Below are 24,465 nucleotides of genomic sequence, written 5' to 3'. Positions count from 1 at the left end.
GTTTCCTTCCTGATGAACCGTCGCGCCTTCGCGGCGGTCGCGGAGCCTCGCCCATGCCTCTGTCCCTCGACGGTGATCGCCCCACCAGCCGCCATGTGCGACAGAACGCCAACCTGCTCAGCGACCTGCTGAACGAGGCCATCGCCTATCTGGACGGCGAGGACGCCGCCAAGCTGGTGGCCACGGCGCGCGCCGCCGCCTCGCAGGAGACGCCGGACGGCGAGGCCGCGCGGCTGGATCACCTGTTCGCCGATCTCTCCAGCGAGCAGGCGATCTTCCTGGCCCGCGCCTTGGCCAGCCACTCGATGCTGGCCAATATCGGCGAGGACGTCGCCGGCCGCCGCCGCCACGCCGAGGGCGACGCCAGGCCCGGCGACGCACGGCCCCGCACCCTGGTCGACGCGGTCAAGGCCCTGGTCGCCGAAGGCAAGTCGCCCGAAGAGCTGACCAAGGTCCTGGCCGCCATGAACGTGGTGCCGGTGCTGACCGCCCACCCGACCGAGGTGCGCCGCCGCAGCATGGTCGACCGCGAGACCGAGATCTCGCGCCTGATGGCCCTGCGCCGTCACCACCTGCCGCCGGACTTGGACGCCGACATCCGCGAGCGGCTGTTCCGCGAGATCGCCCTGATGTGGCGCACGCGGCTGTACCGTCCCGAGCGGATCACCGTGAAGGACGAGATCCGCAACGCCTTGTCGATCGTCCGCACCTCGATCCTGCCGGCGGTCATCGACCTCTATGCCGACTGGTCGCAGCAGATCGACCAGCACGGCCAGATGGCCCCGCTGCTGAAGATGGGCTCGTGGCTGGGCGGCGACCGCGACGGCCATCCCGGCGTCAACGGCGACACCCTGAAGCTGGCCCTGGCCTCCCAGGCCCGGGTGATCCTGGACTGGTACGCCGGCGAGGTGCGCAAGCTGTGGTCCAACCTGGCAGTCTCCACCGCCTATACGCCGGTGTCCGAAGAGGTGCTGGCCCTGGCGGCCCAGACCAAGGACCCGTCGGTGCACCGCCTGGACGAGCCCTACCGCCTGGCCCTGGAGCTGGTGTTCGACCGCCTGACCGCCGTCTCGCAGAGGCTGACCGGCCAGCCGGTGGCCTTCGCCAACGGCGACACCGACGTCGAGCCCTACGGCCATCCAGACGCCTTCGTCGCCGACCTGAAGATCGTCATCGACAGCCTGGAACGCAACGGCGGCGAGCGCCTGGTCGGCTCGGCCCTGCGCACCCTGGTCGAGGTGGCCCAGGCCTGCGGCTTCCACCTGATGAGCCTGGACCTGCGCCAGAACGCCGACGTTCACGAGCGGACGCTGCACGAGCTGTTCCAGCGGGCCGGCACGGGCGTGAAGTACCTGGACCTCGACGAGGCGGCGCGCTGCAAGTTGCTGATCGACGAACTGTCGCACCAACGGCCCCTGGTCTCGCCGTTCACCGCCTATGGCGAGGAGACGACCCGGGAGCTGGCGACCATGGAGGCGGCCGCCCAGATGGTCCGCGACTATGGCCACGGCTGCCTCGGCGCCTATGTGATCTCCAAGTCCGCCACCCTGTCCGACATCCTGGAGCCGCTGGTCCTGCTCAAGCAGGTGGGCCTGGTCTGGGGCGGGGCGGCGCCGCGCGCCTCGGTCAAGATCAGCCCGCTGTTCGAGACCATCGGCGACCTGGAGAACGGCCCCCGCGTGCTGCGCCAGTGGCTGGAGCTGCCGCTCAGCCGCACCATCCTCGGCGACCGGCCAGTGCAGGAGATCATGCTCGGCTATTCCGACAGCAACAAGGACGGCGGCTACGTGGCCAGCCGCCGGGGCGTGGCGCGCGGCGCCTCGGCCCTGGCGTTCGAGGCCGAGCGGATGGGCGTGGGCCTGCAGCTGTTCCACGGCCGGGGCGGCAGCGTCGGGCGGGGCGGGGGACCGGCCGCCGAGGCCGTGCTGGCCCAGCCGGCCGGCACGGTCCAGGGCCGCATCCGCATGACCGAGCAGGGCGAGATGATCGCCCGCCGGTTCGGCGACCAGCCCACCGCCCGCCGCAACCTCGACGGCCTGGCCGCCGCGGTGTTGATGGCCAGCGAGCGCGAGGCTCATCGTCCCGACCCCAAGGCCGACGCGGCCATGACCGACTTGGCGCAGGCTTCGTTCCACGGCTTCCGGGCCCTGGTGTACGACGACCCGGCGTTCGAGGACTTCTTCTGGTCGGCCACGCCGATCGGCGAGATCGTGGGCCTGAACATCGGCAGCCGCCCGGCCAGCCGGACCGCCAGCCGCAAGATCGAGGACCTGCGGGCCATCCCCTGGGTGTTCAGCTGGTCGCAGGCCCGCTTCATGCTGCCCGGCTGGTACGGCTTCGCCTCGGGCGTCGAGCGGGCCGGGCTGTCCACCGGCCAACTGCAGGACCTGGCCGGCGGCTTCGACTTCTTCGGGGCTCTGCTGTCGAACATGGAGCTGGCCCTGGCCCAGAGCCACATGGGCATCGCGGCCCGGTACAAGGACCTTTCCCCGAACAAGGCGGACGCCCAGCGGATCTTTGACGCCATCCAGCGCGAGCACGACAGCGCCCGCCGGATCGCCCTGGCGATCCGCGGCGGTTCGGCCCTGCTGGACAACCAGCCGGAACTGGCCGAGTCGGTGGCCTTGGCCGGACTGTCGGTCGATCCGCTGAACCACCTGCAGCTGGAGCTGCTGGCCCGCCGCCGGGCTGGCGACCAGGACGAGAACGTGCGTCTGGCCATCCAGCTGACCGTGGCCGGAATCGCGGCGGGCCTGCGCAATACGGGGTGAGGCTCCTTCTCCTCCCCCGCGAAACGGGGGAGGGGGACCGCGAAGCGGTGGAGGGGGCGTCCGCCGCCGCGACGCCCCCTCCGTCACGGCGCGTATTCGCGCCGCGCCACCTCCCCCGCTTTGCGGGTGAGGAGCATCCATTTTCGCCACCCTCGCCGGAACCGGAACAGCGTTCCGACCCCGCTTGCACAGGGCGCCGCTTCGGAGTAGGCTTCAGAATGACACCGGTGGCAAAGTGGCCTGGCCACTTAATCCCCGGTCTCCCTGACGTTTCGGGCCGCCCTATCCGGTCCCGGGCGTTCGCGGCTCTTTCCGAGTTCGCTCCTGCGCAGACTTCCGGGCGTCGGGCCTTGGTCCCGGCGCCCTTTATTTTGAGAGCCCGCGCGCGGGCCCGGCATGGCCGGGCCGCGCCAAGAGGACGTGGATGGAAACGAAGGACGACAGCCCAGCCAACAGGCGAGAACGCGAATTGACGTCGGGGGAGCCCTCCGGTGTGGCGTCGGCCCGCAACGCGGTCTAAACGGTCGCCCAGCGCCGGATGCGGCGAAATCTTCCACGCCGAGGCCCGCCAACGGGGCCGCACGCAAGATCGATCCTTTGAGGAGCAGTACAGATGGTGAAAGACCGCATGGCCGTTCTGACGGCGCTGATGGACCAGGGCGTCATCCCGGTTTTCTATCACCCCGACGTCGAGGTCTGTAAGAAGGTGATCCAGGCCTGCGCCGACGGCGGCGCGCCCTGCATCGAGTTCACCAACCGCGGCGACTTCGCCAGCCACGTCTTCTACGAAGTCACCCGTCACTTCGCCTCGGCCGACCCGCGGGTGATCATGGGCGTGGGCTCGATCGTCGACGCCCCGACCGCCGGCATCTACATCGCCAACGGCGCCAAGTTCGTGGTCGGCCCGATCCTCAACGCCGACGTCGCCAAGGTCTGCAACCGCCGCAAGATCCCCTATTCGCCGGGCTGCGGCTCGGCCTCGGAGATCTCCTACGCCGAAGAGCTGGGCTGCGAGATCGTCAAGGTGTTCCCCGGCTCGTCGGTCGGCGGCCCGGACTTCGTCAAGGCGGTGCTGGGCCCGATGCCCTGGACCCGCATCATGCCGACCGGCGGCGTCGATCCGGACGAGGCCTCGGTCAAGAAGTGGTTCGGCGCGGGCATCGTCGCCGCCGGCATGGGCTCCAAGCTGATCACCCAGGAGCTGCTGGACGCGGGCGACTACGCCGGCATCACCGCCAAGGTCCGTGAGACCGTCGATCTGATCAAGAAGGTTCGTGGGAAGGCCTAAATGACCGACAACATCCTCAACATCCGCCCGGCTTCGGAAACCAAGTGGGACTGCGCCTCCTTCGGTGAAGTGATGCTGCGCTTCGATCCCGGCTTCGGCCGGGTTCGCAACGCCCGTCAGTTCAACGTCTGGGAAGGCGGCGGCGAATACAACGTCGCCCGCGCCTTCCGGAAGTGCTGGGGCAAGCGCTCGACCGCCGTCACCGCCTTGCCGGTGAACGACCTGGGCTGGCTGGTCGAGGATCTGATGATGCAGGGCGGCGTCGACACCTCCCACATCATCTGGCGCGACTTCGACGGCCTGGGCCGCAACACCCGCGTCGGCCTGAACTTCACCGAAAAGGGCTTCGGCGTCCGCCCGGCCCTGGGCTGCAGCGACCGGGGCCACTCGGCCGCCTCGCAGATCCGTCCCGGCGAAGTGAACTGGGAAAAGCTGTTCGGCGAGGAAGGCGTGCGCTGGTTCCACACCGGCGGCATCTTCGCGGCCCTGGCGTCCAACACCGCCGAAGCCGTGATCGAGGCCGTCGAGGTGGCCCGCAAGTACGGCACGGTGATCTCCTATGACCTCAACTACCGCGCCAGCCTGTGGAAGTCGCAGGGCGGCAAGGAGGGGGCCCAGAAGGTCAACCGCCACATCGCCCAGTACGTGGACGTGATGATCGGCAACGAAGAGGACTTCACCGCCTGCCTGGGCTTCGAGGTCGAGGGCCTGGACGAGCACATCTCGTCGATCGATCCGGCCAACTTCAAGAAGATGATCCAGACGGCGGTGAAGGAGTTCCCGAACTTCAAGGTCGCCGCCACCACCCTGCGCAACGCCAAGACCGCCTCGGTCAACGACTGGTCGGCGATCCTGTACGCCGGCGGCGAGTTCTACGCCTCGATGATGCGCGAGAACCTGGAGATCTACGACCGCGTCGGCGGCGGCGACGGCTTCGCCTCCGGTCTCGCGTTCGGCTTCATGGAAGGCAAGGGTCCCCAGGCCGCCGTCGAGTACGGCGCGGCTCACGGCGCCCTGGCCATGACCACGCCGGGCGACACCTCGATGGTGCGCCAGGCCGAGGTCGAGGCCGTGATGAAGGGCAAGGGCGCGCGGGTCATCCGCTAGTCTTCCAAGCCGTCTGGCGCCTCATCGGCTGAACGAGCAGAGCCCCCGGTCGCAAGGCCGGGGGCTCTTTTCATGCTGAGGCCCAGGCGGCGTAAGTGGAGAGCCTCGAGCCTTCGGATGATTTCGCGTTCGAGCTTGTATCGCTGGCGGTAGGTGCCGCGGTCCTCCGGCGGAAGATAGGGGCGTGGCGTGCCTGGAGGGGGCGACGAGGACGATGGCGGCGGCGCGGGACGGGGTTGGCGAGGTCTGGGCATCGGGACTCCTGTCGGCTAATTGAGGGACGACCAAGCGCGCACGGCTTTGCCGCCACGCGCTTCCATCGCGAGGGTGGGGGAGGGCTGCGGAGCGCCGGGCCAGGCCCGGAAGCTTTGTAGTGAATACCGTTTCGACCAGGACCGACGCTCCGCGCGACCGTTTTCCGGGAGCGTCCGGCGGGTGGCCCTCTTAAGGCCTTACCGGACGAAGCCCCTGGCGGGCGGGCCAGGCCAACGAAGCCTGGTCCCGGACCGCGTGCGTATCCCCCGCACGCCTGTCGTTCTCGTCAGCCCTTCGGTCACACCGTTTCTGTCATCCATGCCCGGCAAGGCTCGAGACCGAAGATCGCGGCCGGCCTTGAGAGCCAACCGCCGCCGACGAGCGCTTCCCGCTCGACCGCACCCCAAGGCCGCGAAGGTCGCAGGCCTTAGCGCCCTCCCCATCGCCTCAAGGTGAGTTGATCATACGGGCGGCGCGGGAGGGGGAGGATAAGTGATTTCGAAGCGTTGTTTTTGTTGGGGAAACACGCCGGGAGCGATGGGGAGAAGTTTTTCGCCTGGCCTGAACCTCGATCTTCCTCGGCCCAGAGTCTTCGGTGCTCTTCCCTGGGCGTCACCGATTGCGGCCGAGGGGTTCCGCCAGTCCGATGAGAAGGCCTTCGGGGCCGCGGATGTAGCAGAGTCGATACACGTCCTCGTACTGCACCACTTGGCCGACCAGCTGCGCACCGTGCTGGCGGAGTCTGGCGAGGGTTTCGTCGATGTCGCTCACCGTGAACATGGCGCGCAGATAACCGAGGGCGTTCACCGGGGCGTTCCGGTGATCGGCGACCACGGACGGGGCGAGAAAACGCGAGAGTTCGAGGCGGCCGTGGCCGTCGGGCGTGACCATCATGGCGATCTCGACACGCTGATCGCCCAGTCCGGTGATGCGTCCGGCCCACTCTCCTTCGACCATGCCTCGCCCTTCGAGCGTCAGGCCAAGCTCGGTGAAGAAAGCGACGGTGTCATCGAGAGACTCCACCACGACGCCGACATTGTCCATTCGCAGCAACTTGCTCCTGGTCATGGTTCGGTCGTCTCCCTGGTGATGACGCCGCCGCCCGAGGCGCCCATACGCCCGATGGAAGGAGGGCGATCGCATGTGGGTTCGCTGCCAAAGAAGCTGTCATCCCGGACAAGCCCGGCGAAGCCGGGCGCAGATCCGGGACCACCGGAAGCGCTGAGGTCACGCCCCGGTCCCGGATCTTCGCGCTGCGCGCCACCCGCCGCCAGGCGGGTCGCTTGCGCGCCCCGAGGCCGGGATGACAGTCGTATTTAGACCTACGCGATAGCCCTGCCCGATGCAGGGAGGGCGGCTCCAATCCTGAGCGGGGAGGGGCGTCCATCTACCCGTCCTCCGCCGGCAATACGGATCTGGGGACGAATGAGTTGAGTTCAAGAATTGGCGAACGCCGTTTTATGGCTAGCTTCCTGAACCCTCACCGAAGAGGGCCTCAAGCCATGTCGTCATCGAACACCCCGCTCGCCACCGCGAGCGCGACCGAACTTGCCTGCGCCGTCCGCGCGAAGTCCGTCAGCGCCCTGGACCTGGCCGACGCGGCGATCGCCAGGATCGAGGCCCTGGACGGGCCGATCAACGCGGTGGTCGTGCGCGACTTCGACCGCGCCCGCGACCAGGCCCGGCGGGTCGACCAAGCGGTGGCGAACGGCGCCGACCTGCCGCTGGCCGGCGTGCCGATGACCGTCAAGGAGTGCTTCAACATCGCCGGCTTGCCGACCACGTTCGGCCGGGAGTCCGCGCGCCACTACCGGCCGACGCGGGACGCCGCGGCGGTCCGCCGCCTGAAGGACGCGGGGGCAGTCATCCTGGGCAAGACCAATGTCGCGGCCGGCCTGGCCGACTACCAGGTCGACAACCCGATCTATGGCCGGACCCGCAATCCCCACGACCTGGCGCGCTCGCCGGGCGGCTCGTCGGGCGGGTCCGCCGCCGCCCTGGCGGCGGGCATGGTGCCGCTGGAGCTGGGCGGCGACGCCGGCGGCTCGATCCGCATCCCGGCGGCGTTCTGCGGCGTCTACGGACACCTGTCGTCGTTCCCGCTGATCTCATTGGAGGGTCATGGGCCGCCTGGCGGCGGGATCGTCGTGGGACGGGCCTGGGCGGCCGCCGGACCGATGGCGCGCACCGCCGCCGACCTTGAGTTGGCGCTGAAGGTGCTGGCCGGTCCCGAGGGGCGCGACGCCGCGGCCTACCGCCTGGCCCTGCCGGCGCCGCGGCATGACCGGCTCTCGGGCTATCGCGTGTTCGTCCTGACCCGGCACCCGACGGCGGTCGCCGACGACGAGATCGTCGCCGCCATCGACGACCTGGCGACGGCGTTGGAAAAGGCCGGGGCCTCGGTGTCCCGCCAGAGCGAACTGCTGCCGTCCCTGGCCGACTCCCAGGCCCTGGTCGAAAAGTTCGCCTGGACCTACAAGACCGGCATGATCCCCGACGCGCCGGAGCCCCGGGCGACGATCAAGGACTATTACGACTGCCTGATCGCCCAGGAGGTCCTGCGTCGCGAGTGGGACGTTTTCTTCCGGTCCTTCGACCTGGTGATCGCGCCCTGCTACGCGACGGCGGCCTTTCCCCCGTTCCCGGAGTCCAACCCCTGGCCGGGGGCGAACCGGACGCTGCGGGTCAACGGCGCCGACGTGGCCTTCACGCCGCAGACCGCCTGGCCGTTGATCGCCGGCATGCCGCACCTGCCGGTCACCGCCGCCCCGATCGGCCGCACTCGCGACGGCCTGCCGATCGGCGCGCAGTTCATCGGGCCGTTCCTGGAGGACCTGACCCCGATCGCCTTCGCCGGCCAGGTGGCGGCGGCGTTTGGAATCACGGCGCAGATCGCCGCCCCGCGATGAGTCCGATTTCGAGAGTTGTTCGATAATCTCTCACAAAAGTTGTGAAGCGCCCATTTCCGTGGCAAGGTTCGACGGCAACAAGGAAAGGGCGTTTTCATGCGTATCTTCCTGTACATCCTGGGCTTTCTCGTCGCGGCGGCCGTGGCCGTGCTTCCCTGGATCCTGATCCAGCCGATCACCTTCATCACCGTCCTGGTCTCGCTGGCTGGCGTGGCGATGATCGTCCTGCTGATCGTCGGACTGGTGAAGGGCTGGGGCATCGGCCTCCAGGTCGGCGGCAGCACCTGATCGACCCTCCCCTCGCGGGGAGTCCCATATGCCCAGAACGGTTGTCATCCCGGCCTCGGGGCGCGCAAGCAGCCCGCCTAGCGGCGGGCGGCGCGCAGTGCGAAGATCCGGGATCGGGGCGTGAGCTCAGCACTTCCGGCGGTCCCGGATCCGCGCTTCTCTTGTCCGGGATGACAACCGTTTTTGGTCATATGCGTTAGCCATCCCCATCGGGGCGCCGCGCTTGAGCCTTCGAGCGTGCGAACCCTCGCCTCAGCCGCCAAACCGTCCTGGAGGAACGCGTGAAGTCTCTCACCCTGGCGCGGAACGCGATGAACCTGATCGTCGCCTATCTTCCCGCCAAGACCCTGAGCTACACCTCGTACTGCGCGGCCGTCGTCAAGCTGCAGAACGGCAACCGCGCGGTCCTGGTGACCGAGGCCGGCGCCAGCGCCAGCGGCATCAACGGCAAGATCATCGACCACCTGGAAAACACGCTGCACGTCCCCGTGTTCGGGGGCGCGGCGCCGACGCCCGGCCAGGGCACCTGGCACATGAACGACGCCGAACAGCAGGCGCTGACGACGCTCGCCGCCTCGGTCCAGGACGGGGGCGTCTGGCAGGGGGCCGTGCTCAAGGCGGTGGTCGCCAACCGGGCCATCTGCCCCAGCTGCACCTATACGCTGCAGCAAAGGGGCTTCGCCGTGAACGGGGCCGAGGCGGTGGCGCCGTAGGGCGGATCGGTATCCAGCTCCCGGGGGGGGCGAAAACCTCGTCCCTCGACAAGCTCCGGATGAGGTTTTCGACTGACGGGACCTGTCAACGGTCCTCATCCTGAGCCTGTCGAAGGACGAGGACCACGCGCGGCCTTGGATGCCGATCAGTCATAGGCGTCGTCGCTCTGAAGCCAAGGTCTCCGCACCGCCGATAGACCGGCCCCGCCGGCGGTCCGGAATTATTTTCAGCGACCCGGGCCAGACCCTTGACGACGGCCGGGGCGGGGCCACTCTGGGCGCAGATCAACTCCAGCGCGCGGCCATCCCCATCCCATGAATCTCCTGGCCGCCGCGACCTCGTCGCGCCGTCGAACGACGTCGCCTGACGCCGTCCCGCCGTCCGTCCCCGGGGCGGCGCGATGAGCGAGCCGGCGATCTTCTTTTCCGAGGTCAACGAGCGGCAGGGCATGTTCCACCGCCGCGCGTTCCTGATGGGCGGGCTGGCCGGGGCGGGCCTGCTGGCCTTGGGCGGCCGCCTGGCCCAGCTGCAGCTGATCGAGGCCCGGCGCTACCAGAAGCTTTCGGCCGGCAACCAATTCAACTATCGCCTGGTGTCGCCGCCGCGCGGGGTGATCTACGACCGCAACGGCGTGGCCCTGGCCTCCAACCGGCCGAACTTCCGGCTGCTGGTGACCAAGGACACGGGGTTCGACGCCGCGGCGACCCTGGACGAGCTGGCCCAACTGGTGCCCATCGACCCGGCCCGCCGCGCGCGCCTGCTCAAGGACCTGGCCCACGCGCCCAAGAAGGCCCCGGTGGCGGTGATGGAGGACATGACCTGGGAGGAGTTCTCGCGCGTCAACATTCGCGCGCCGGAACTGCCGGGCGTGACGGCGGACATGGGCGAGGTGCGGGTCTATCCGTTCGGCGGGGCCTTCGCCCACGTGATCGGCTACGTGGCCAAGGTCTCGGACCGCGACCTGGAGAAGGCCAAGGGCGATCCGACCCAGGACCAGGACCTGCTGCACCACCCCGGCTTCCGGATCGGCAAGCTGGGGGTCGAGAAAGCCTTCGACGGCGCTCTGCGCGGCCAGGCGGGGGCCAACAAGGCCGAGGTCGACGCCCAGGGCCGCACGGTGCGCCTGGACCCGGAGGGCGACATCCCGGCCAAGGCCGGGGCCGACATCCGCCTGACCCTGGACGCCGACATCCAGAACCGCGCCCTGGAGGTGATGGGCGATGAGAGCGGGGCGATCGTGGTCATGGACTGCCGCACCGGCGACCTGCTGGCCATGGCCTCGGCTCCCAGCTTCGACGCCAACCGCTTCGTCAAGGGCCTGTCGGGGCCGGAGTACAAGGCCCTGGCCGAGTACGAGCGCAAGCCGCTGCTGGACAAGGTGATGACCGGGACCTATCCGCCCGGCTCGACCTTCAAGCCGACCGTGGCCATGGCCGCCCTGACGGCGGGGGTGGATCCGAGCGAGCGGGTGGTCTGCACTGGCGGCTGGGCGTTCGGCGGCCGGGTCTGGCACTGCCACAAGAAGGGCGGCCACGGCGCGCAGGACATGCACGCCGCCATCAAGAACAGCTGCGACGTCTATTTCTACCAGATGGCCCTGCGCATCGGGCCGGATCCCATCGCCGCCGCGGCCAGGGCTTTCGGCTATGGCGGGACCTTCGACATCGGCATACCGGGCCAGAAGAAGGGCCTGGTCGGCTCGCGCGAGTGGAAGAAGACCGCCTTCAGGCGCGACCCGGTCTGGCATCCGGGCGACAGCGTGCCGTACGGGATCGGCCAGGGCTATATCAACGTCAACGCCCTGCAGCTGGCGGTGATGACCGCGCGGCTGGCCAATGGCAGGAAGGCGCTCAATCCGCGCCTCGTGAAGTCCGTGGGCGGGATCGAGCAGCCGCACGGCGACGCCGTGCCCGACCTGCCGTTCAGCCAGGCGCACCTGGAGATCGTGCGGGCCGGCATGGCGGCGGTGGCCAACGACCCGACCGGCGGGGCCTTCAAGCAGAGCCAGCTGGGCCTGGGCGACGTCAAGATGGCCGGAAAGACCGGCACCGCCCAGGTCCGCCAGTACGCGGCCGGGGCCTCGCGCAGCAACCAGGGGATCGCCTGGCGGCTGAAGGACCACAACCTGTTCATCGCCTTCGCGCCCTATGACGACCCCCGCTACGCCCTGTCGGTGATCATCGAGCACGGCGGCCAGTTCGGCTCCAGCGCCGCCGCGCCGCGGGCGCGCGAGGTGATGCGGGTGGCTTTGCTGAAGGACCCGGAGATCCGAGCGCGGATCGAGCGGCCGACGCCGCTGCCGGAGGCGTCGGACGAGGGGGAAGGGGATGTGGGAGCGGCTGATGCTCCGGTGGCGGAGGGGGATGCTGAGGGCTGAACCTGTCCTTTTTCACCGCTCATCCCGGCGAATGCCGGGATGAGCGGATTCCTCGACGGATTGCTAGCCCTTGAGCACCCGTTCCAGCACCTCGACCACCAGCCCATGATCCTCCACCTGCGGCAGGCCCGAGACCGTGATCGCGCCGATGCAGCCCAGGCCCGCCAGCGTCAGCGGGAACCCGCCGCCGTGGGCCGCGTGGTCGCGGGGCGAGAGGCCGTAGCGCTGCTCCAGGGTCTCGCCCGAGGCCTTCAGCTTCAGGCCGACGGCCAGGGTGCTGGTCGCCAGGGTCAGGACGGTGTTGCGCTTGCGGCGGACCCAGTCGGCGTTGTCGGGACCCGCGCCCGGCAGGGCGGCGTGGAACAGCGGGCGCTCGCGCAGGCTGATGTCGATGGCCACCGGCGCGGCCCGGGCCAGGGCGGCGTCGCGCAGGGCGGTTCCCAGGGTCCAGGCGTCCTCCAGGGTGAAGCGCGGGAACACCAGGGCCTTTTCCTGGGCGGCGATGGCGGCCAGCCGTTCCGCGTCGGTCACAGCGACAGCTCCCGGCCCTCGGCCGCGCTGCGCTGGGCCAGGTCGATCAGTTCCATGACCGCCAGGGCCTCCTCCGGCGGGACGGGATTGGCGCCGTGTCCCGACAGGGCGTCGCGGATGGCGGCGTAGTAGGCCAGGTAGTCGCCCGGGACGCCCGCGACCGCGCGGCTGGCGGTTCCCTCGCCGTCGGGGACGGTCAGGGTCCCCGGACGCGGATCGGCCCCCCAGCCCTCCGAGCCCGGGACGATGCCGGCCCTCAGGGCGTTCTCCTGCTCGTCCAGCCCCTGCTTGACGAAGCTGCCCCGGGTTCCGTGCACGGCCATTCGCAGGCGCGAGTCGAGGGTCATCTGGCTGGCGTGCAGCAGCACCCGCAGGCGCGGATAGCGCAGCACCAGGTGGAAATAGTCCGGGGCCTGGCCGCCGTCCTTCTGCACGGCGAGGTCGGCGTACACAGCTTGGGGCGAACCGAACAGCTGTAAAGCCTGGTCGATCAGGTGCGGGCCCAGGTCCAGCAGGGCGCCGGCCCCGGGCTTCTCGCGCCAGCGGTCGCGGACCACCGGGCGGAAGCGGTCGAAATGGCTCTCGTACTGCACCACCTCGCCCAGCGAGCCGTCGGCGATCAGGGCCTTGAGCGTGAGAAAGTCGCTGTCCCAGCGGCGGTTGTGGAAGATGCTGAGCAGCTTGCCGGCCCGCCGGGCGTGGTCGGCGACGGCGCGAGCCTCGTCCAGCGTGGCGGCGAACGGCTTGTCGATCACCACGGCCTTGCCGGCGTCCAGGGCCGCGTGGGCCTGGGACGCGTGCAGCGGGTCGGGGGTGGCGATCACCACCAGGTCGATCTCGGCGTCGGCCAGGGCGGCGGCGAGGTCGGGCGCGACCTTGACGCCCGGATGGTCGGCCAGGACCTTGGCGGGGTCGCTGGAGACCACCGTGTGCAGCAGCAGGCCGGGCGTGGCGACGATCAGCGGCGCGTGGAAGGTCTTGCCGACGAAGCCGTAGCCGACCAGGGCGACCTTGAAGGGGAGGGGGGAGGACATGGCGCGCTTATAGCCCTCTCCCGGCGGGAGAGGGAGGGTCTGCACCCGCCCAAAGAAAAAGCCCCCGATCTTTCGACCCGGGGGCTCTTCCCTAGTCAATTGTCCTCACGGTTGTCATCCCGGCCGAAGCGAAGCGTAGAGCCGGGATCCAGGTGAACCGCACCGTATCAGCCCAGTCCCCTGGGTCCCGGACAGCCTCTGCGAGGCTTCCGGGATGACAACTAGTTCTAGGCCGCTGATATCCTTTAGATAATCACCCCCAGGCGCTCGACGAAGACCTAGATCTTAACCGGCTCCATCTTGGGGCTCAGCAGGTGGATGACCAGCAGGGCGGTCAGATAGACGCTGCCGGCGACGATGAAGATCGGGGTGTAGGTGCCGATCGTCTCCAGCACCTGGCCGACATATTTGGAGAACACCATGCCGCCCACCGCGCCCAGCATGCCGCCGATGCCGACCACCGAGCCGACCGCGCCGCGCGGGAACACGTCCGACGGCAGGGTGTAGAGGTTGGCCGAGAAGCCCTGGTGGGCGGCGGTGGCGACGCCGATGATCAGCACCGCGCTCCATAGGTTGGAGACATTGGCCGCGAAGACCACGGGCAGGGCCAGCAGGGCGCAGACCAGCAGGGTGGTCTTGCGAGCCTTGTTGATGCTCCAGCCCCGCTTCATCAGGCTGGACGACAGCCAGCCGCCGCCCACGCTGCCGACGTCGCTCATCAGATAGACGACCACGATCGGCGGGCCGAAGGTCTTCAGGTCCAGGCCGTAGCGCTTGCCCAGGAAGTCGGGCAGCCAGAACAGGAACATCCACCAGATCGGATCGATCAGGAACTTGCCCAGGGCGAAGGCCCAGGTCTCCTTCTTGCCCAGCAGCTTGAGCCAGCCGATCTTCTCGACGGGATCGGCCGGGTCCTGCTCGATATGGGCCAGCTCGGCGGCCGACAGGCGCGTCTGCTCGCGCGGGCGGCGATAGACGATCAGCCACAGCGGCAGCCACAGCAGGCCGACCACGCCGGTGACGATGAAGGCCATCTGCCAGCCGAAGGTCAGGGCGATGCCCGGCACGACCAGCGGGGTGACGATGGCGCCGATATTGGTGCCGGCGTTGAAGATGCCGGTGGCCAGGGCGCGCTCGTTCTTGGGGAACCATTCGGCCACGGCCTTGATGCCGCCCGGGAAGCCGCCTGCCTCGCCGACGCCCAGGCCCATGCGGGCCAGCATGAAGCCGCGCAGGTGGCCGGCGCAGGCCGTGGCGATGTGGGCGATCTGCCAGATCAGGAAGGCGACGCCGAAGCCCCAGCGGGCCCCGATCTTGTCCATGATCTTGCCCCAGGCCAGGTAGGCGAGGGCGTAGGTCATCTGGAAATAGAACACCAGGTCGGCGTAGTCGGTCTCGGACCAGCCGAACTGCTTGCTCAGGTTGGGCTTGAGCAGGCTGATGGTCTGGCGGTCGACATAGTTGATCACCATCGCCAGGAACAGCAGGCCGACAATGACCCACCTGTACCGCCCGATCTTCGCAGACGGAGCCGGCATCGTTGGAGCGTCCATGGACGTCACATCCTCACCCTTGGGCTTGTAATTATTCCGACGCCCCCGCCGGTTTTCGATCTCTAGAGCGTTTTCGGGCGAAGGGGATACCGGTTCGCTCGAAGAAACGCGTCAAAACTCAAGTTTCCCGCAGCGCGTTCTCGCCCAAGGCCGGAACGGCGACGCAGGCGACGCTCCCCAGCGGGCCGAAGTCCACGCGGGCCGTCTCGCCGGCGGCGATGTCGTGGATCCCGGTGCTGGCCCCGGTGGTCACCAGCATGCCCTTCTTCAGCGGACGGCCGCGCGCGGCGACGTGGCCCAGCAGGAAGGCCAGGGCCGCCAGGGGCGAGCCGGGGATCGAGGCCGCGCCGCCCTTGCCGACGGACACGCCGTTGATGAAGGTCTCGGCCGGCATGTCCTCCCAGGCGATGTCGCGCCAGTTCTCGACCACGGGACCCAGGATCTGGCCGTCGTTGTTGCCGAAGTCCGAGGCGACGATGGGCGGACCCAGGGCGTTGATGGCGGCCAGCGGGCTGCCGGCGATCTCGATGCCCACCATCAACTCGCCCACATAGTCGGCGGCTTCCTCGGCGGTCCATTCGGTCTTGCCGGCCGGGGCGTCCTTGCCCAGGCGGATGACGAACTCGGCCTCGACGGCGGTGAAGCCGCCGGCGATGGCGCGGAACGGCGTGGGCGCCTCGTCCGCGTTCCAGATCTTGGTCCTGAAGATGCAGCCGGCCAGGCGCTCGGCGCCCAGGCGTTCGCGGTGCTGGGGGGGAACCAGGCCGACCTTCCAGCCCGCCAATTCGTCGGGCCACAGGTCGATGGCCAGGTCCTGGACCGCGTAGCCTTCGGCCATGGAGCTCGGCAGCACGCCGCCCGGATAGTCGGGAACCGACACGCCCTTCAGACGCGCCTCGACGAACTGGAATGCGATGGACGCCGGTGCGAACACCTCGCTCTCGGCCTCGGAAACGGTCACGCCGCGAATCCTCCCTCGCACTCAACTGTCCCGCTTGACGGGTTTCAATCGTGCATAATGGAAACCGGTGTCATTGACAATCGGCGCCAGGATGCCGGTGACGGGGGATTGTCATGCCCGTGTCGCGGGGTTTTCAGTGACGGTCATGGTCGATCTTGCCGAAATCCGGCGCGCGATGCTGGCCCTGCCCGAGGTCGAGGCGGGCGAAGCCGAGGATTCGCTGACGTTTTCGGTGCGCGGCAAGGGCCTGTCCTGGCCCTATCTGGCGCGCGCGACGCCCAGGGGACGGCGGGCGCCCGTGCCCGGCGTGCTGGCCGTGCGCTGCCGGCTGGAGCGGAAGGAACTGCTGCTGGAGGCGGCGCCCGAGGTCTTCTTGGACGACGACCACTATCGCGGCTATCCGGCCGTGCTGGTGCGGCTGGAGGCGATCGGGACGGCGGAACTGAGCGATCTCCTTCAAGACGCCTGGCGTCTGGTGGCGCCCAAAAGTCTGGTCAAGCGCGCGGAAGGCTAGGGAACCGCCCGCCCGCCGCGCGCCTTCATCCAGGCACGATACGGAGGCCCGCCATGGCCCAGGGACAGCTCGCCGAATACCGTCGCAAGCGCGACTTCAAAAAGACCGCCGAGCCCAGCGGCGACGCCGCCGTCGCGCCGGCGCCGCACGCCCGGTTCGTGATCCAAAAGCACGACGCCACCCGCCTGCACTACGACTTCCGGCTGGAGGTCGACGGGGTGCTGAAGTCGTGGGCGGTGACCAAGGGGCCGTCGCTGGATCCGGCCGACAAGCGGCTGTCGGTCGAGGTCGAGGACCATCCGCTGGACTATGGCGACTTCGAGGGGACGATCCCCCAGGGCCAGTACGGCGGCGGCACGGTGCAGCTGTGGGATCGCGGCTACTGGTCGCCCGAGCCCGGCTTCGAGGACGTGGCCAAGGCCTTGAAGAAGGGCGAGCTGAAGTTCGTGCTGGAGGGCGATCGGCTGCACGGCTCGTGGGTGTTGGTGCGGATGAACTGGGACCGCAACGCCAAGGACGGCCCCAAGCGACAAGAAGGGGGCAAGAGGTCCAACTGGCTGCTGATCAAGCACAACGACGAGGCGGCGCGGCCGGGCGAGGGGACGGCGGTGCTGGACGAGGACGCCTCGATCGCCTCGGGCCGCACCATGGCCGACATCGCGGCCGGCAAGGGCAAGGGGCCAAAGCCGTTCATCCTCAAGGCCAAGGGCAAGGGCGACGCGGTGTGGAGCTCGCGGACCAGGGCCGAGCGGGAGGCGCTGCAGCGGGAGGCCGAGGAGACGCGGACGTTCGCCCCCGCCGTGTCATCCCGGCCGAAGCGAAGCGCAGACCCGGGACCGACGCCTGAGCGCCGCGCTTCCGGAGGTCCCGGATCTTCGCGCTCCGCGCTCGTCCGGGATGACAGCAGGAAGGGCAAGGGAAAGCCCGCCGTCCTGCCCGACTTCATCGAACCCCAGCTGTGCAAGTCCCTGGACCGCCCGCCCGCCGGCCCCGGCTGGGCGCACGAGATCAAGTTCGACGGCTATCGCATGCAGCTGCGCGTCGAGGGCGGCCGCGCGACCCTGCGCACCCGCAAGGGCCTGGACTGGACCGAGAAGTTCGCGGCGATCGCCGAGGCCGCCGCCGACCTGCCCGACAGCATCCTGGACGGCGAGGTCGTGGTCCTGGACGCGGCCGGCCAGCCCGACTTCGCCGGCCTGCAGGCGGCCCTGTCGGACGGCGACAGCGGCGACCTGATCTTCTTCGCCTTCGACCTGCTGGCCCAGGAGGGCGAGGACCTGCGCGGCCTGCCGCTGCGCGAGCGCAAGGCGCGGCTGAAGGCGATGATGGGCGAGGACGAACCACGGCTGCGCTTCGTCGACCATTTCGAGACGGCCGGCGACGCGGTGCTGCTGTCGGCTTGCAAGCTGGAGCTGGAGGGGATCATCTCCAAGCGTCTGGACGCGCCCTACCGGTCGGGCCGCAGCGACACCTGGACCAAGGCCAAGTGCCGGGCGGGGCACGACGTGGTGATCGGCGGCTATACGACGACCGGCTCGGCGTTCCGCTCGCTGATCGCCGGCGTCATGCGCGACGGCAAACTGACCCATGTCGGCCGCATCGGCACGGGCTTCGGACGCGACAAGGTCGCCCAGCTGCTGCCGAGGCTGAAGGCCCTGGAGACCGACGTCTCGCCGTTCGAGGGCGAGGGCGCGCCGCGCAAGACGGCCAACATCCGTTGGGTCAGGCCGCAGCTGGTGGCCGAGATCGAATATGCCGGCTTCACCGGCGACGGCTCGATCCGCCAGGCGGCGTTCAAGGGCCTGCGCGAGGACATTCCCGCCGGCGAAGTCGCCGCCGAGGTCCCGGCCAAGGCCGAGACCGCCGAACTGGCGACGCCGACCCCGAAGGCCGGCGCCAAGGTCTCGCGGACGATCGTCACCGCCAAGGCGGACAGCGTCGTGCTAGGCGTGACGATCTCCAAGCCGGACAAGCCGCTGTGGCCCGACGTCGACGGCGCGCCGGCCAGCAAGATCGACCTGGCTCGCTACATGGCGGCGGTGGGCGAATGGATGCTGCCGCACGTCAAGGGCCGGCCGGCCTCGATCATCCGGGTTCCGGAGGGCGTCGGCGGCGAGACCTTCTTCCAGCGCCACGCCATGCGCGGGATGTCGTCGCTGATCACGCTGGTCAGCGTGAAGGGCGACAAGCAGCCCTACATCCAGTTCGACCGGGTCGAGGCCCTGGTCGCCGCCGCCCAGATCGCCGCCGTCGAAATCCATCCCTGGAACGGCCAGCCGGGCGATCCCGAGGTCGCGGGCCGCCTGGTGTTCGACCTGGACCCCGCGCCGGGCGTCACCTTCGAGGACGTGATCGCCGGGGCCCGCGAGGTCCGCGACCGGCTGGAGGAGCTGGGCCTGGCCAGCTTCTGCAAGACCACCGGCGGCAAGGGGCTGCACGTGGTCACGCCGCTGTCGGACAAGGTCCCGTGGGACGCCGCCAAGGCCTTCGCCCGCGAGGTCTGCGCCCGGATGGCCGCCGACGCGCCCGACCGCTATCTGATCACCATGAGCAAGGCGGCGCGGGAGGGGCGGATCTTCCTGGACTATCTGCGCAACGACCGCACCTCGACCGCCGTCGCGCCGCTGTCGGCCCGGGCGAGACCGGGGGCGACGGTGTCGATGCCGCTGAACTGGAGCCAAGTGAAGGCGGGGCTGGATCCTGCGACGTACACGATCCGCACCGCCCCCGCCCTGATCGCCAAAAGCTCGGCCTGGGAAGGCTATTTCGACGCCGCCAAGCCCCTGAAGGCGGCGATCAAGCGGCTGGGGTGAGGCCCAATTCACGTTGTCCTCCCGGAAAGCGCGCAGCGCTTGTCCGGGATGACAACGGATATTGAGCGACGGACAGATCTTCGATCCTAGGTCGGCCGTCGGGCCTCCTGGGCCAGGCGGTCGGCCTGGCGGTCCAGCTCGTCGGCCTGGGCCGGCAGGCGGCCGGCCAGGTCGCGCAGCTCGGCGTCGGTGACGACGTTGCCCCGGCCGCGGTTTTCCTCGATCCGCCGGGCGCGATAGGCGGGATCGCGCAGACGGGCGGCTTCCTCGCGCATCTCCTGAGCGCCCTCGCGCATCTGCACCGCGCCCTGGGCCATCTGGGCGCGGGCCTTGACCATCTGGCGGGCGGCCTCCTGGCGGGCCTGTTCGCCGATCCGGCGGGCCCATTCGCCGTCGGCCATGGCCCGGTCGGCCTCGGCGCGCGCCTGGTCGGCGGCGCGGCGGGCCTGGGCGCGCGCCTCATGGGCCTGGCGACGGGCCTCGGCGGCTTGAGCCCGAGCTTCGGCGGCCTGCGCCCGGGCCTCGATGGCCGCCTTGGCCTCCTCGGGCGTCGCGGACCGGAAAGAGCTGTAACCAAAGCCGACAGAAGGCTCGGGCAGCGGAGGCGGAGGCGGCGGTTCGGGCGGAGGCGGCGGTGCAGGGGGAGGCGGGGGCGGTGGCGGGACGAGCGCGGCCATCGCGATCGCTTCCGGCGCTGGAGGCGCTGGAGGCGCGGGGGGCGCTGGTGGAGCCGGGGGAGCCGGGGGAGCGGCCAGCGCCGGGACGGCGGGCGGCGCAGGCGGGACCGGCGGCGCGACCCAATCCTGCTGGGGGGCGGCTTGGCGGGTGACGGCCAGGGCGGCCAGGGGCGTGGCGACGGCGGCCAGGGCGGCGATGGCCAGGGCCACGGTGAGCGGCCGGCGGCGGGCGGAGGTGTCGGTCATGATGCAGGCGATCCTTGTCTTCAGCGTCCGGGCGTCGGCGGCCATGGCGGTCGCGGCGCCCAGGACGGGACGGGCGGGAGAGGCGGCCAGGCCGATCAGGGCCCGGGCGTAGAGGGCGCGGTCGACGGTCTGGACCGCGGCGGCGTCGGCGGCTTCCTCCGAGCGCTCGGCGAGCACGGCGTGCAGGCGCCAGACCAGCGGGTTGAACCAGAAGATCGCCAGGGCCAGCCGCGACAGGACCAGGAAGATCCAGTCGTGACGCCGCAGGTGGGCCAGTTCGTGGGCCAGGATGGCCGGGGCGGCGCGGGTCTGCACCAGGCTGGCCGGGTCGACGAGGATGGCGCCGGGCGCTACGCCCCAACTGAGCGGGCTGGCGATCCGGTCGCTGGACACCAGGACGGGGCGATCCTCCGGAGGCAGGGCTTCGAGCGGCGCCAGCCAGTCGCCGTCGGTCACCGGGCGTCCCTTGCGGGTCCAGCGGTCGAGGGTGCGCAGTCCCAGCAGCAGCCGGCCGGCGATGACGACGAAGCCGAGCCCCCACAGGCCGCCGACCAGGCCGAGCGGAGGCCAGGACGATGCGGGCGCCGTCGCCAGGCCGGGCGCCGGCTCGGCTGTCAGGGCGGGAAGCGGGGCGGGCGGCGGCGTCGCCGGCAGCAGGGCCAGGTCCAGAGCGGGCAGGACGTTCATGATCACCGGCAGGGCCAGCAGCAGGCAAACCGTGGCGCGCAGGATGTCCACCCGCTCGACCGGACGCCGGGTCAGGAACCGGGCGCAGGCCAGGCCGGCGCCGGCCACCAGGCTGGATTTGGCCAGCAGGGCGGCGAGCAAGGCCCAGGTCATGGCTTGCGCTCCACGGCTTGGTCGATCATCCGTTCGAGGGCGGCGGCCTCCTCGGGGGTCAGGCGCTGGCCCAGGCCCAGCAGGGCGGTGGCGGCGCTGGCCGCCGAGCCGGCGAAGAAAGTGTCGATCATCCGTCGCAGGGCCCCGGCGGCGACGGCCTCGGTGCGCTGCACGGGGCTGTAGAGGAAGCCGTCGGGACCAGGGGTCCGCTCGACCAGGTCCTTGGCCTCCAGGCGAGACAGCAGGGTGCGGACGGCGGAGTCGCTGAGCGGGTCGGACAGGGCGGCGCGGACGCCGGCGGCGGTGCCGGCCTCCAGGCGGCACAGGGTTTCGAACACCTCGCGTTCGCGTCTGGGCAGGGATTCGATCACGGCGGCCTCGGCTGAGAATGGCGTTACATTTGTAGCGTTACATGTGTAGCGAGCCAGGCGAAATGAATTCGCCGTAACCTCGCCATCGCCGCCCCGAAAGCCGTCCCGGCGCCCCACCTTCGCCCCGCCATGGTCAAGATTGGGGAGGATAGGAAAAGCATGAGCCCGCGCGCCCGCCTGCTGACCCTCGCCGCCGTCCTCGGCCTGGCCTTTGCCGGGGTCGCCGAGGCCGCCGTGGTCGCGCCGCGCCTGATCGAGACGCCGGCCGCCGCCCCGGGCGACGCCCTGGCCGTACTCTATTCGGGCGACGGGGGCTGGGGTCCTCTGGACGAGGGCGTGGCCAAGGTGCTGGCCGCCGACGGCGTGCCGGTGCTGGGCGTCAATTCGCTGCGCTATTTCCTGGCCAGGCGCCCGCCCCAGGCCGTGGCCGACGACCTGGCCGACCAGCTGCGCCGGCATCAGGCCCAGTGGGGCCGGCAGAAGATCGTGCTGATCGGCTATTCGTTCGGGGCCGACGCCCTGCCGGCCATCGTGCCGTTGCTGCCGGCCGACCTGCGCGGCCAAATCAAGGGGCTGGTGCTGATCGGGACCGGCCCGCACGGCGACCTGACCTTCCATCCCGCCAGCTGGCTGAACCGCGCGACGGCCGACTCTTTCGCCGTGGCCCCGGCGGTCGAGGCGCTGAAGGGCCTGCCGATGACCTGCATCTATGGCGACAAGGAGCGGCTGGACATCTGTCCGACCCTGCCGGCGGCCACGATCCGCCAGGTCCGGCTGCACGGCGGCCACCATTTCGACGGTGACTATGCGGGTCTGGGCCAGGCGGTGCTGAAGGCCGCCGCGCTCTAAGATTTTCAAGGGCGGCAGGCGTCCACGCACATCCGCGTGAGCGCATCGTGACTCCGCCCGGCCGCTTTCCAGGGGATCGAAACCCCGCCAACGCGCGTTTCAAAGGCCTGTAATCATCGGAGAGGGCCTTCTCGCCATGACCGCGTTCGGGTCAGTCGTTCGGCATGCGCCGAGCGATTTGCCGCCACCACCAGCCGCCTTGCCGCCTCGCGCGGCGCTGTTTCTCGATCTTGACGGAACCCTGGCCCCCATCATGCCCCGCCCCGAACAGGTGGGGCCCGACGCTCGCCGCGCGGCGCTGCTCGACGCCCTGTCGCGTGTGCTGGACGGCCGGCTGGCGGTGGTCAGCGGCCGCGCGCTGGAGGATGTCGACCGCATCCTGGAAGAGCGGGTGAAGTTCATCGCCGCCGTCCACGGCCTGGTGCGCCGCGGCGGCCATGGCGTCGACCGCGTCCAGCCGCATCCCGACCTCGACCACGCCCGCGACGTGCTGCGCGACCTGGCGCGCGGCGACAGGGGCCTGCTGTTCGAGGACAAGACCCTCAGCGTCGCCCTGCACTATCGCAACGCGCCCTCGGCCGCCGACGCGGTGATCGAGGCGGCCGAGCGGCTGGCGCGGTCCTCGGACCTGGCGCTGCAGCTGGGCGACATGGTCGCTGAGCTGCGCACGCCCGGCCAGGACAAGGGCAAGGCGGTTTCGGCCTTCCTGCGCGAGCCGCCGTTCGACGGCGCGATCCCGGTGTTCGTCGGCGACGACCTGACCGACGAGGACGGCTTCGCCGCCGCCGCCCGCCTGGGCGGCTACGGCGTGCTGGTCGGCCCGCCCCACCGTCCCACCCAGGCGTCCTATCGCCTGAACGACTGCAACGCCGTGCTCGACTGGTTGAGCGCCTCAATCGGAAGGGCCGCCGCATGAGTCGCCTGATCGTCGTCTCCAACCGCGTCAATCCGCCCACCGGCAAGGGCGAGGAGAGCGTCGGGGGCCTGGCCATGGCCCTGGCCGCCGCCCTGCGGGAATATTCCGGCATCTGGTTCGGCTGGAGCGGTAGGACCACCACCGAGTTCACCGGCCAGCTGAACATGCAGAAGGCCGACGGCGTCACCGTGGCCACGGTCGACCTCGAGGAGGGCGACTACCAGGAATATTACAACGGCTACGCCAACAAGACCCTGTGGCCGCTGTTCCACTATCGCGTCGATCTGACCGCCTACGACCGCTCGTTCGGCGAGGGCTACGACCGGGTCAACAGACGCTTCGCCGAGACCCTGCTGCCGCTGATCGAGCCCGACGACATCATCTGGGTGCACGACTACCACCTGATCCCGATGGCGCGGGAGCTGCGGCGGCTGGGCGTGACCAACCGCATCGGCTTCTTCCTGCACATCCCCTGGCCGGCCCACCAACTGGTCGTGACCCTGCCGCGCCACCGGCCCCTGGTCGAGGCGCTGTTCCACTACGATCTGGTCGGCTTCCAGACCGAGGAAAGCGTCCAGGCCTTCGAGGGCTATGTGTTCAACGAGGTGGGCGGCGAGCGCACCGAGGACGGGCGGCTGACCGCCTTCGGCCAGGTCACCAAGGTCGCGGCCTTCCCGATCGGCATCGACGCCGAGGACTTCGCCCGCATCAAGGACAGCGCCCGCGCCACCCGCGTCTATGACCGGCTGATGGCCCACAGCGTGTTCCGCAAGATGGTCGTGGGCGTCGACCGCCTGGACTATTCCAAGGGGCTGGAGGAGCGGCTGATCGGCTTCGAGCGCTTCCTGCACGACAATCCCGACGCGCGTCGCGAGGTCATGCTGCTGCAGATCGCTCCGATCTCGCGCGACGAGGTCGAGGCCTACCAGGACCTGCGCGCGCGGCTGGACGGCCTGATCGGCCGGATCAACGGCGCCTATGCCGACATGGACTACAACCCGATCCGCTACCTCAATCGCAGCTATCGCCGCGACGAGCTGGCCGGGGTCTATCGCGCCTCCAAGGCCGCCCTGGTCACGCCCCTGCGCGACGGCATGAACCTGGTGGCCAAGGAGTATGTCGCCTCGCAGGCCCCCTGGGATCCCGGCGTGCTGATCCTGTCGCGCTTCGCCGGCGCCGCGCGGCAGATGAAGGAGGCGCTGATCATCAACCCCAACAGCCCCGAAGAGATCTCCGACGCCCTGACCCGGGCGCTGAACATGGATGTCGACGAACGCCGGCGGCGCTTCGAGAGCCTGATCGACAACGTCACCCGCCAGGACGTCACGGCCTGGCGCGACGACTTCGTGGCCCACCTGCGCGAACCGACCCCGGCCCCGGCGCTGGCCCGGCCGACGTTCACCCTCCCGCCCGCCCTGACGGTTCGGGCCGGCGGGAGGGGGTAGGACTGG

At 70.0% G+C, this 24,465-nt stretch carries 19 protein-coding genes and 1 pseudogene; 13 read left to right on the top strand and 7 right to left on the bottom strand.

The window, feature by feature from the left end; all coding sequences use genetic code 11:
• The first annotated feature begins 53 nt into the window (after window positions 1-53).
• The 4 genes and pseudogenes from ppc to BM066_RS07050 all read left to right on the top strand — a co-directional run bounded on the left by ppc (window position 54) and on the right by BM066_RS07050 (window position 5,166).
• Window positions 54-2,771: a phosphoenolpyruvate carboxylase gene (ppc, locus tag BM066_RS07065; RefSeq protein WP_018113106.1), complete on the top strand. Its 2,718-nt coding sequence runs from the start codon at window positions 54-56 to the stop codon at window positions 2,769-2,771.
• Window positions 2,768-2,905, top strand: a pseudogene (locus tag BM066_RS25885) (hypothetical protein); the annotation flags it as partial. The gene ppc and the pseudogene BM066_RS25885, both read left to right, overlap by 4 nt.
• 479 nt (window positions 2,906-3,384) lie before the next feature.
• Window positions 3,385-4,059 carry a bifunctional 4-hydroxy-2-oxoglutarate aldolase/2-dehydro-3-deoxy-phosphogluconate aldolase gene (locus BM066_RS07055; RefSeq protein ID WP_018113188.1) on the top strand — a complete coding sequence of 225 codons (675 nt, stop codon included), beginning with the start codon at window positions 3,385-3,387 and terminating at the stop codon, window positions 4,057-4,059.
• A complete protein-coding gene (locus BM066_RS07050; RefSeq protein ID WP_018113189.1) occupies window positions 4,060-5,166 on the top strand; it encodes a sugar kinase in 1,107 nt (368 codons plus the stop codon).
• Window positions 5,167-6,033: 867 nt separating this feature from the next.
• On the opposite strand, the gene BM066_RS07045 is transcribed toward BM066_RS07050, so the two are convergent.
• On the bottom strand, window positions 6,034-6,489 hold the full coding sequence (locus BM066_RS07045) for a VOC family protein (RefSeq protein WP_018113190.1): 456 nt from the start codon (window positions 6,487-6,489) through the stop codon (window positions 6,034-6,036).
• A 434-nt stretch (window positions 6,490-6,923) separates the two neighbouring features.
• Here BM066_RS07045 and BM066_RS07035 point away from each other — a divergent pair, with 434 nt between their 5' ends.
• From BM066_RS07035 to mrdA, 4 genes are all read left to right on the top strand, one after another.
• Window positions 6,924-8,330 (top strand): amidase family protein, encoded by a 1,407-nt coding sequence (locus BM066_RS07035; protein WP_018113191.1) that lies wholly within the window; start codon window positions 6,924-6,926, stop codon window positions 8,328-8,330.
• Between the two features lie 96 nt (window positions 8,331-8,426).
• Window positions 8,427-8,618, top strand: coding sequence for a hypothetical protein (locus BM066_RS07030; RefSeq protein WP_018113192.1), 192 nt, complete (start codon window positions 8,427-8,429; stop codon window positions 8,616-8,618).
• A gap of 281 nt (window positions 8,619-8,899) precedes the next feature.
• Window positions 8,900-9,331, top strand: coding sequence for a hypothetical protein (locus tag BM066_RS07025; RefSeq protein ID WP_143093671.1), 432 nt, complete (start codon window positions 8,900-8,902; stop codon window positions 9,329-9,331).
• Window positions 9,332-9,732: 401 nt separating this feature from the next.
• Window positions 9,733-11,709, top strand: a complete 1,977-nt coding sequence (gene mrdA, locus BM066_RS07020; protein WP_018113194.1) for a penicillin-binding protein 2 — start codon at window positions 9,733-9,735, stop codon at window positions 11,707-11,709.
• A gap of 63 nt (window positions 11,710-11,772) precedes the next feature.
• Here the strand turns inward: mrdA and BM066_RS07015 are convergent, their stop codons facing one another.
• The 4 genes from BM066_RS07015 to BM066_RS07000 all read right to left on the bottom strand — a co-directional run bounded on the left by BM066_RS07015 (window position 11,773) and on the right by BM066_RS07000 (window position 15,788).
• Window positions 11,773-12,240 (bottom strand): heme-degrading domain-containing protein, encoded by a 468-nt coding sequence (locus BM066_RS07015; RefSeq protein WP_018113195.1) that lies wholly within the window; start codon window positions 12,238-12,240, stop codon window positions 11,773-11,775.
• Window positions 12,237-13,274 (bottom strand): oxidoreductase, encoded by a 1,038-nt coding sequence (locus tag BM066_RS07010; RefSeq protein ID WP_018113196.1) that lies wholly within the window; start codon window positions 13,272-13,274, stop codon window positions 12,237-12,239. The genes BM066_RS07015 and BM066_RS07010 overlap by 4 nt, the downstream gene beginning before the upstream one ends.
• 278 nt (window positions 13,275-13,552) lie before the next feature.
• Complete coding sequence (locus BM066_RS07005) at window positions 13,553-14,827, bottom strand: MFS transporter (protein WP_029589458.1); 1,275 nt, start codon at window positions 14,825-14,827, stop codon at window positions 13,553-13,555.
• A gap of 118 nt (window positions 14,828-14,945) precedes the next feature.
• Window positions 14,946-15,788 (bottom strand): 2-keto-4-pentenoate hydratase, encoded by an 843-nt coding sequence (locus tag BM066_RS07000; RefSeq protein WP_018113199.1) that lies wholly within the window; start codon window positions 15,786-15,788, stop codon window positions 14,946-14,948.
• A 145-nt stretch (window positions 15,789-15,933) separates the two neighbouring features.
• Between BM066_RS07000 and BM066_RS06995 the strand changes: the two genes are divergently transcribed.
• On the top strand, window positions 15,934-16,302 hold the full coding sequence (locus BM066_RS06995) for an MmcQ/YjbR family DNA-binding protein (RefSeq protein WP_018113198.1): 369 nt from the start codon (window positions 15,934-15,936) through the stop codon (window positions 16,300-16,302).
• A 53-nt stretch (window positions 16,303-16,355) separates the two neighbouring features.
• Window positions 16,356-19,115, top strand: coding sequence for a DNA ligase D (gene ligD / locus BM066_RS06990; protein ID WP_089925846.1), 2,760 nt, complete (start codon window positions 16,356-16,358; stop codon window positions 19,113-19,115).
• Window positions 19,116-19,201: 86 nt separating this feature from the next.
• On the opposite strand, the gene BM066_RS27265 is transcribed toward ligD, so the two are convergent.
• Entirely contained in the window at window positions 19,202-20,878 is a 1,677-nt protein-coding gene (locus BM066_RS27265) for a M56 family metallopeptidase (protein ID WP_089925843.1), read from the bottom strand.
• Window positions 20,875-21,249: a BlaI/MecI/CopY family transcriptional regulator gene (locus BM066_RS06980; RefSeq protein ID WP_089925840.1), complete on the bottom strand. Its 375-nt coding sequence runs from the start codon at window positions 21,247-21,249 to the stop codon at window positions 20,875-20,877. The genes BM066_RS27265 and BM066_RS06980 overlap by 4 nt, the downstream gene beginning before the upstream one ends.
• A gap of 159 nt (window positions 21,250-21,408) precedes the next feature.
• Between BM066_RS06980 and BM066_RS06975 the strand changes: the two genes are divergently transcribed.
• The 3 genes from BM066_RS06975 to BM066_RS06965 all read left to right on the top strand — a co-directional run bounded on the left by BM066_RS06975 (window position 21,409) and on the right by BM066_RS06965 (window position 24,459).
• The gene (locus tag BM066_RS06975; protein WP_255367504.1) at window positions 21,409-22,098 is read left to right on the top strand and encodes a virulence factor; all 690 of its coding nucleotides are present in this window, start codon (window positions 21,409-21,411) and stop codon (window positions 22,096-22,098) included.
• 136 nt (window positions 22,099-22,234) lie between these two features.
• A complete protein-coding gene (gene otsB / locus BM066_RS06970; RefSeq protein ID WP_026176398.1) occupies window positions 22,235-23,014 on the top strand; it encodes a trehalose-phosphatase in 780 nt (259 codons plus the stop codon).
• Window positions 23,011-24,459, top strand: a complete 1,449-nt coding sequence (locus BM066_RS06965) for an alpha,alpha-trehalose-phosphate synthase (UDP-forming) (RefSeq protein ID WP_089925833.1) — start codon at window positions 23,011-23,013, stop codon at window positions 24,457-24,459. Before otsB ends, BM066_RS06965 begins: the two co-directional genes overlap by 4 nt.
• Window positions 24,460-24,465: the final 6 nt, after the last annotated feature.

This window comes from Caulobacter sp. UNC279MFTsu5.1, from assembly GCF_900114015.1.
Classification (GTDB): Bacteria; Pseudomonadota; Alphaproteobacteria; order Caulobacterales; family Caulobacteraceae; genus Caulobacter.
Note: the sequence above shows the minus strand (reverse complement) of the source record. Positions and strands in the feature narration are given on the sequence as shown.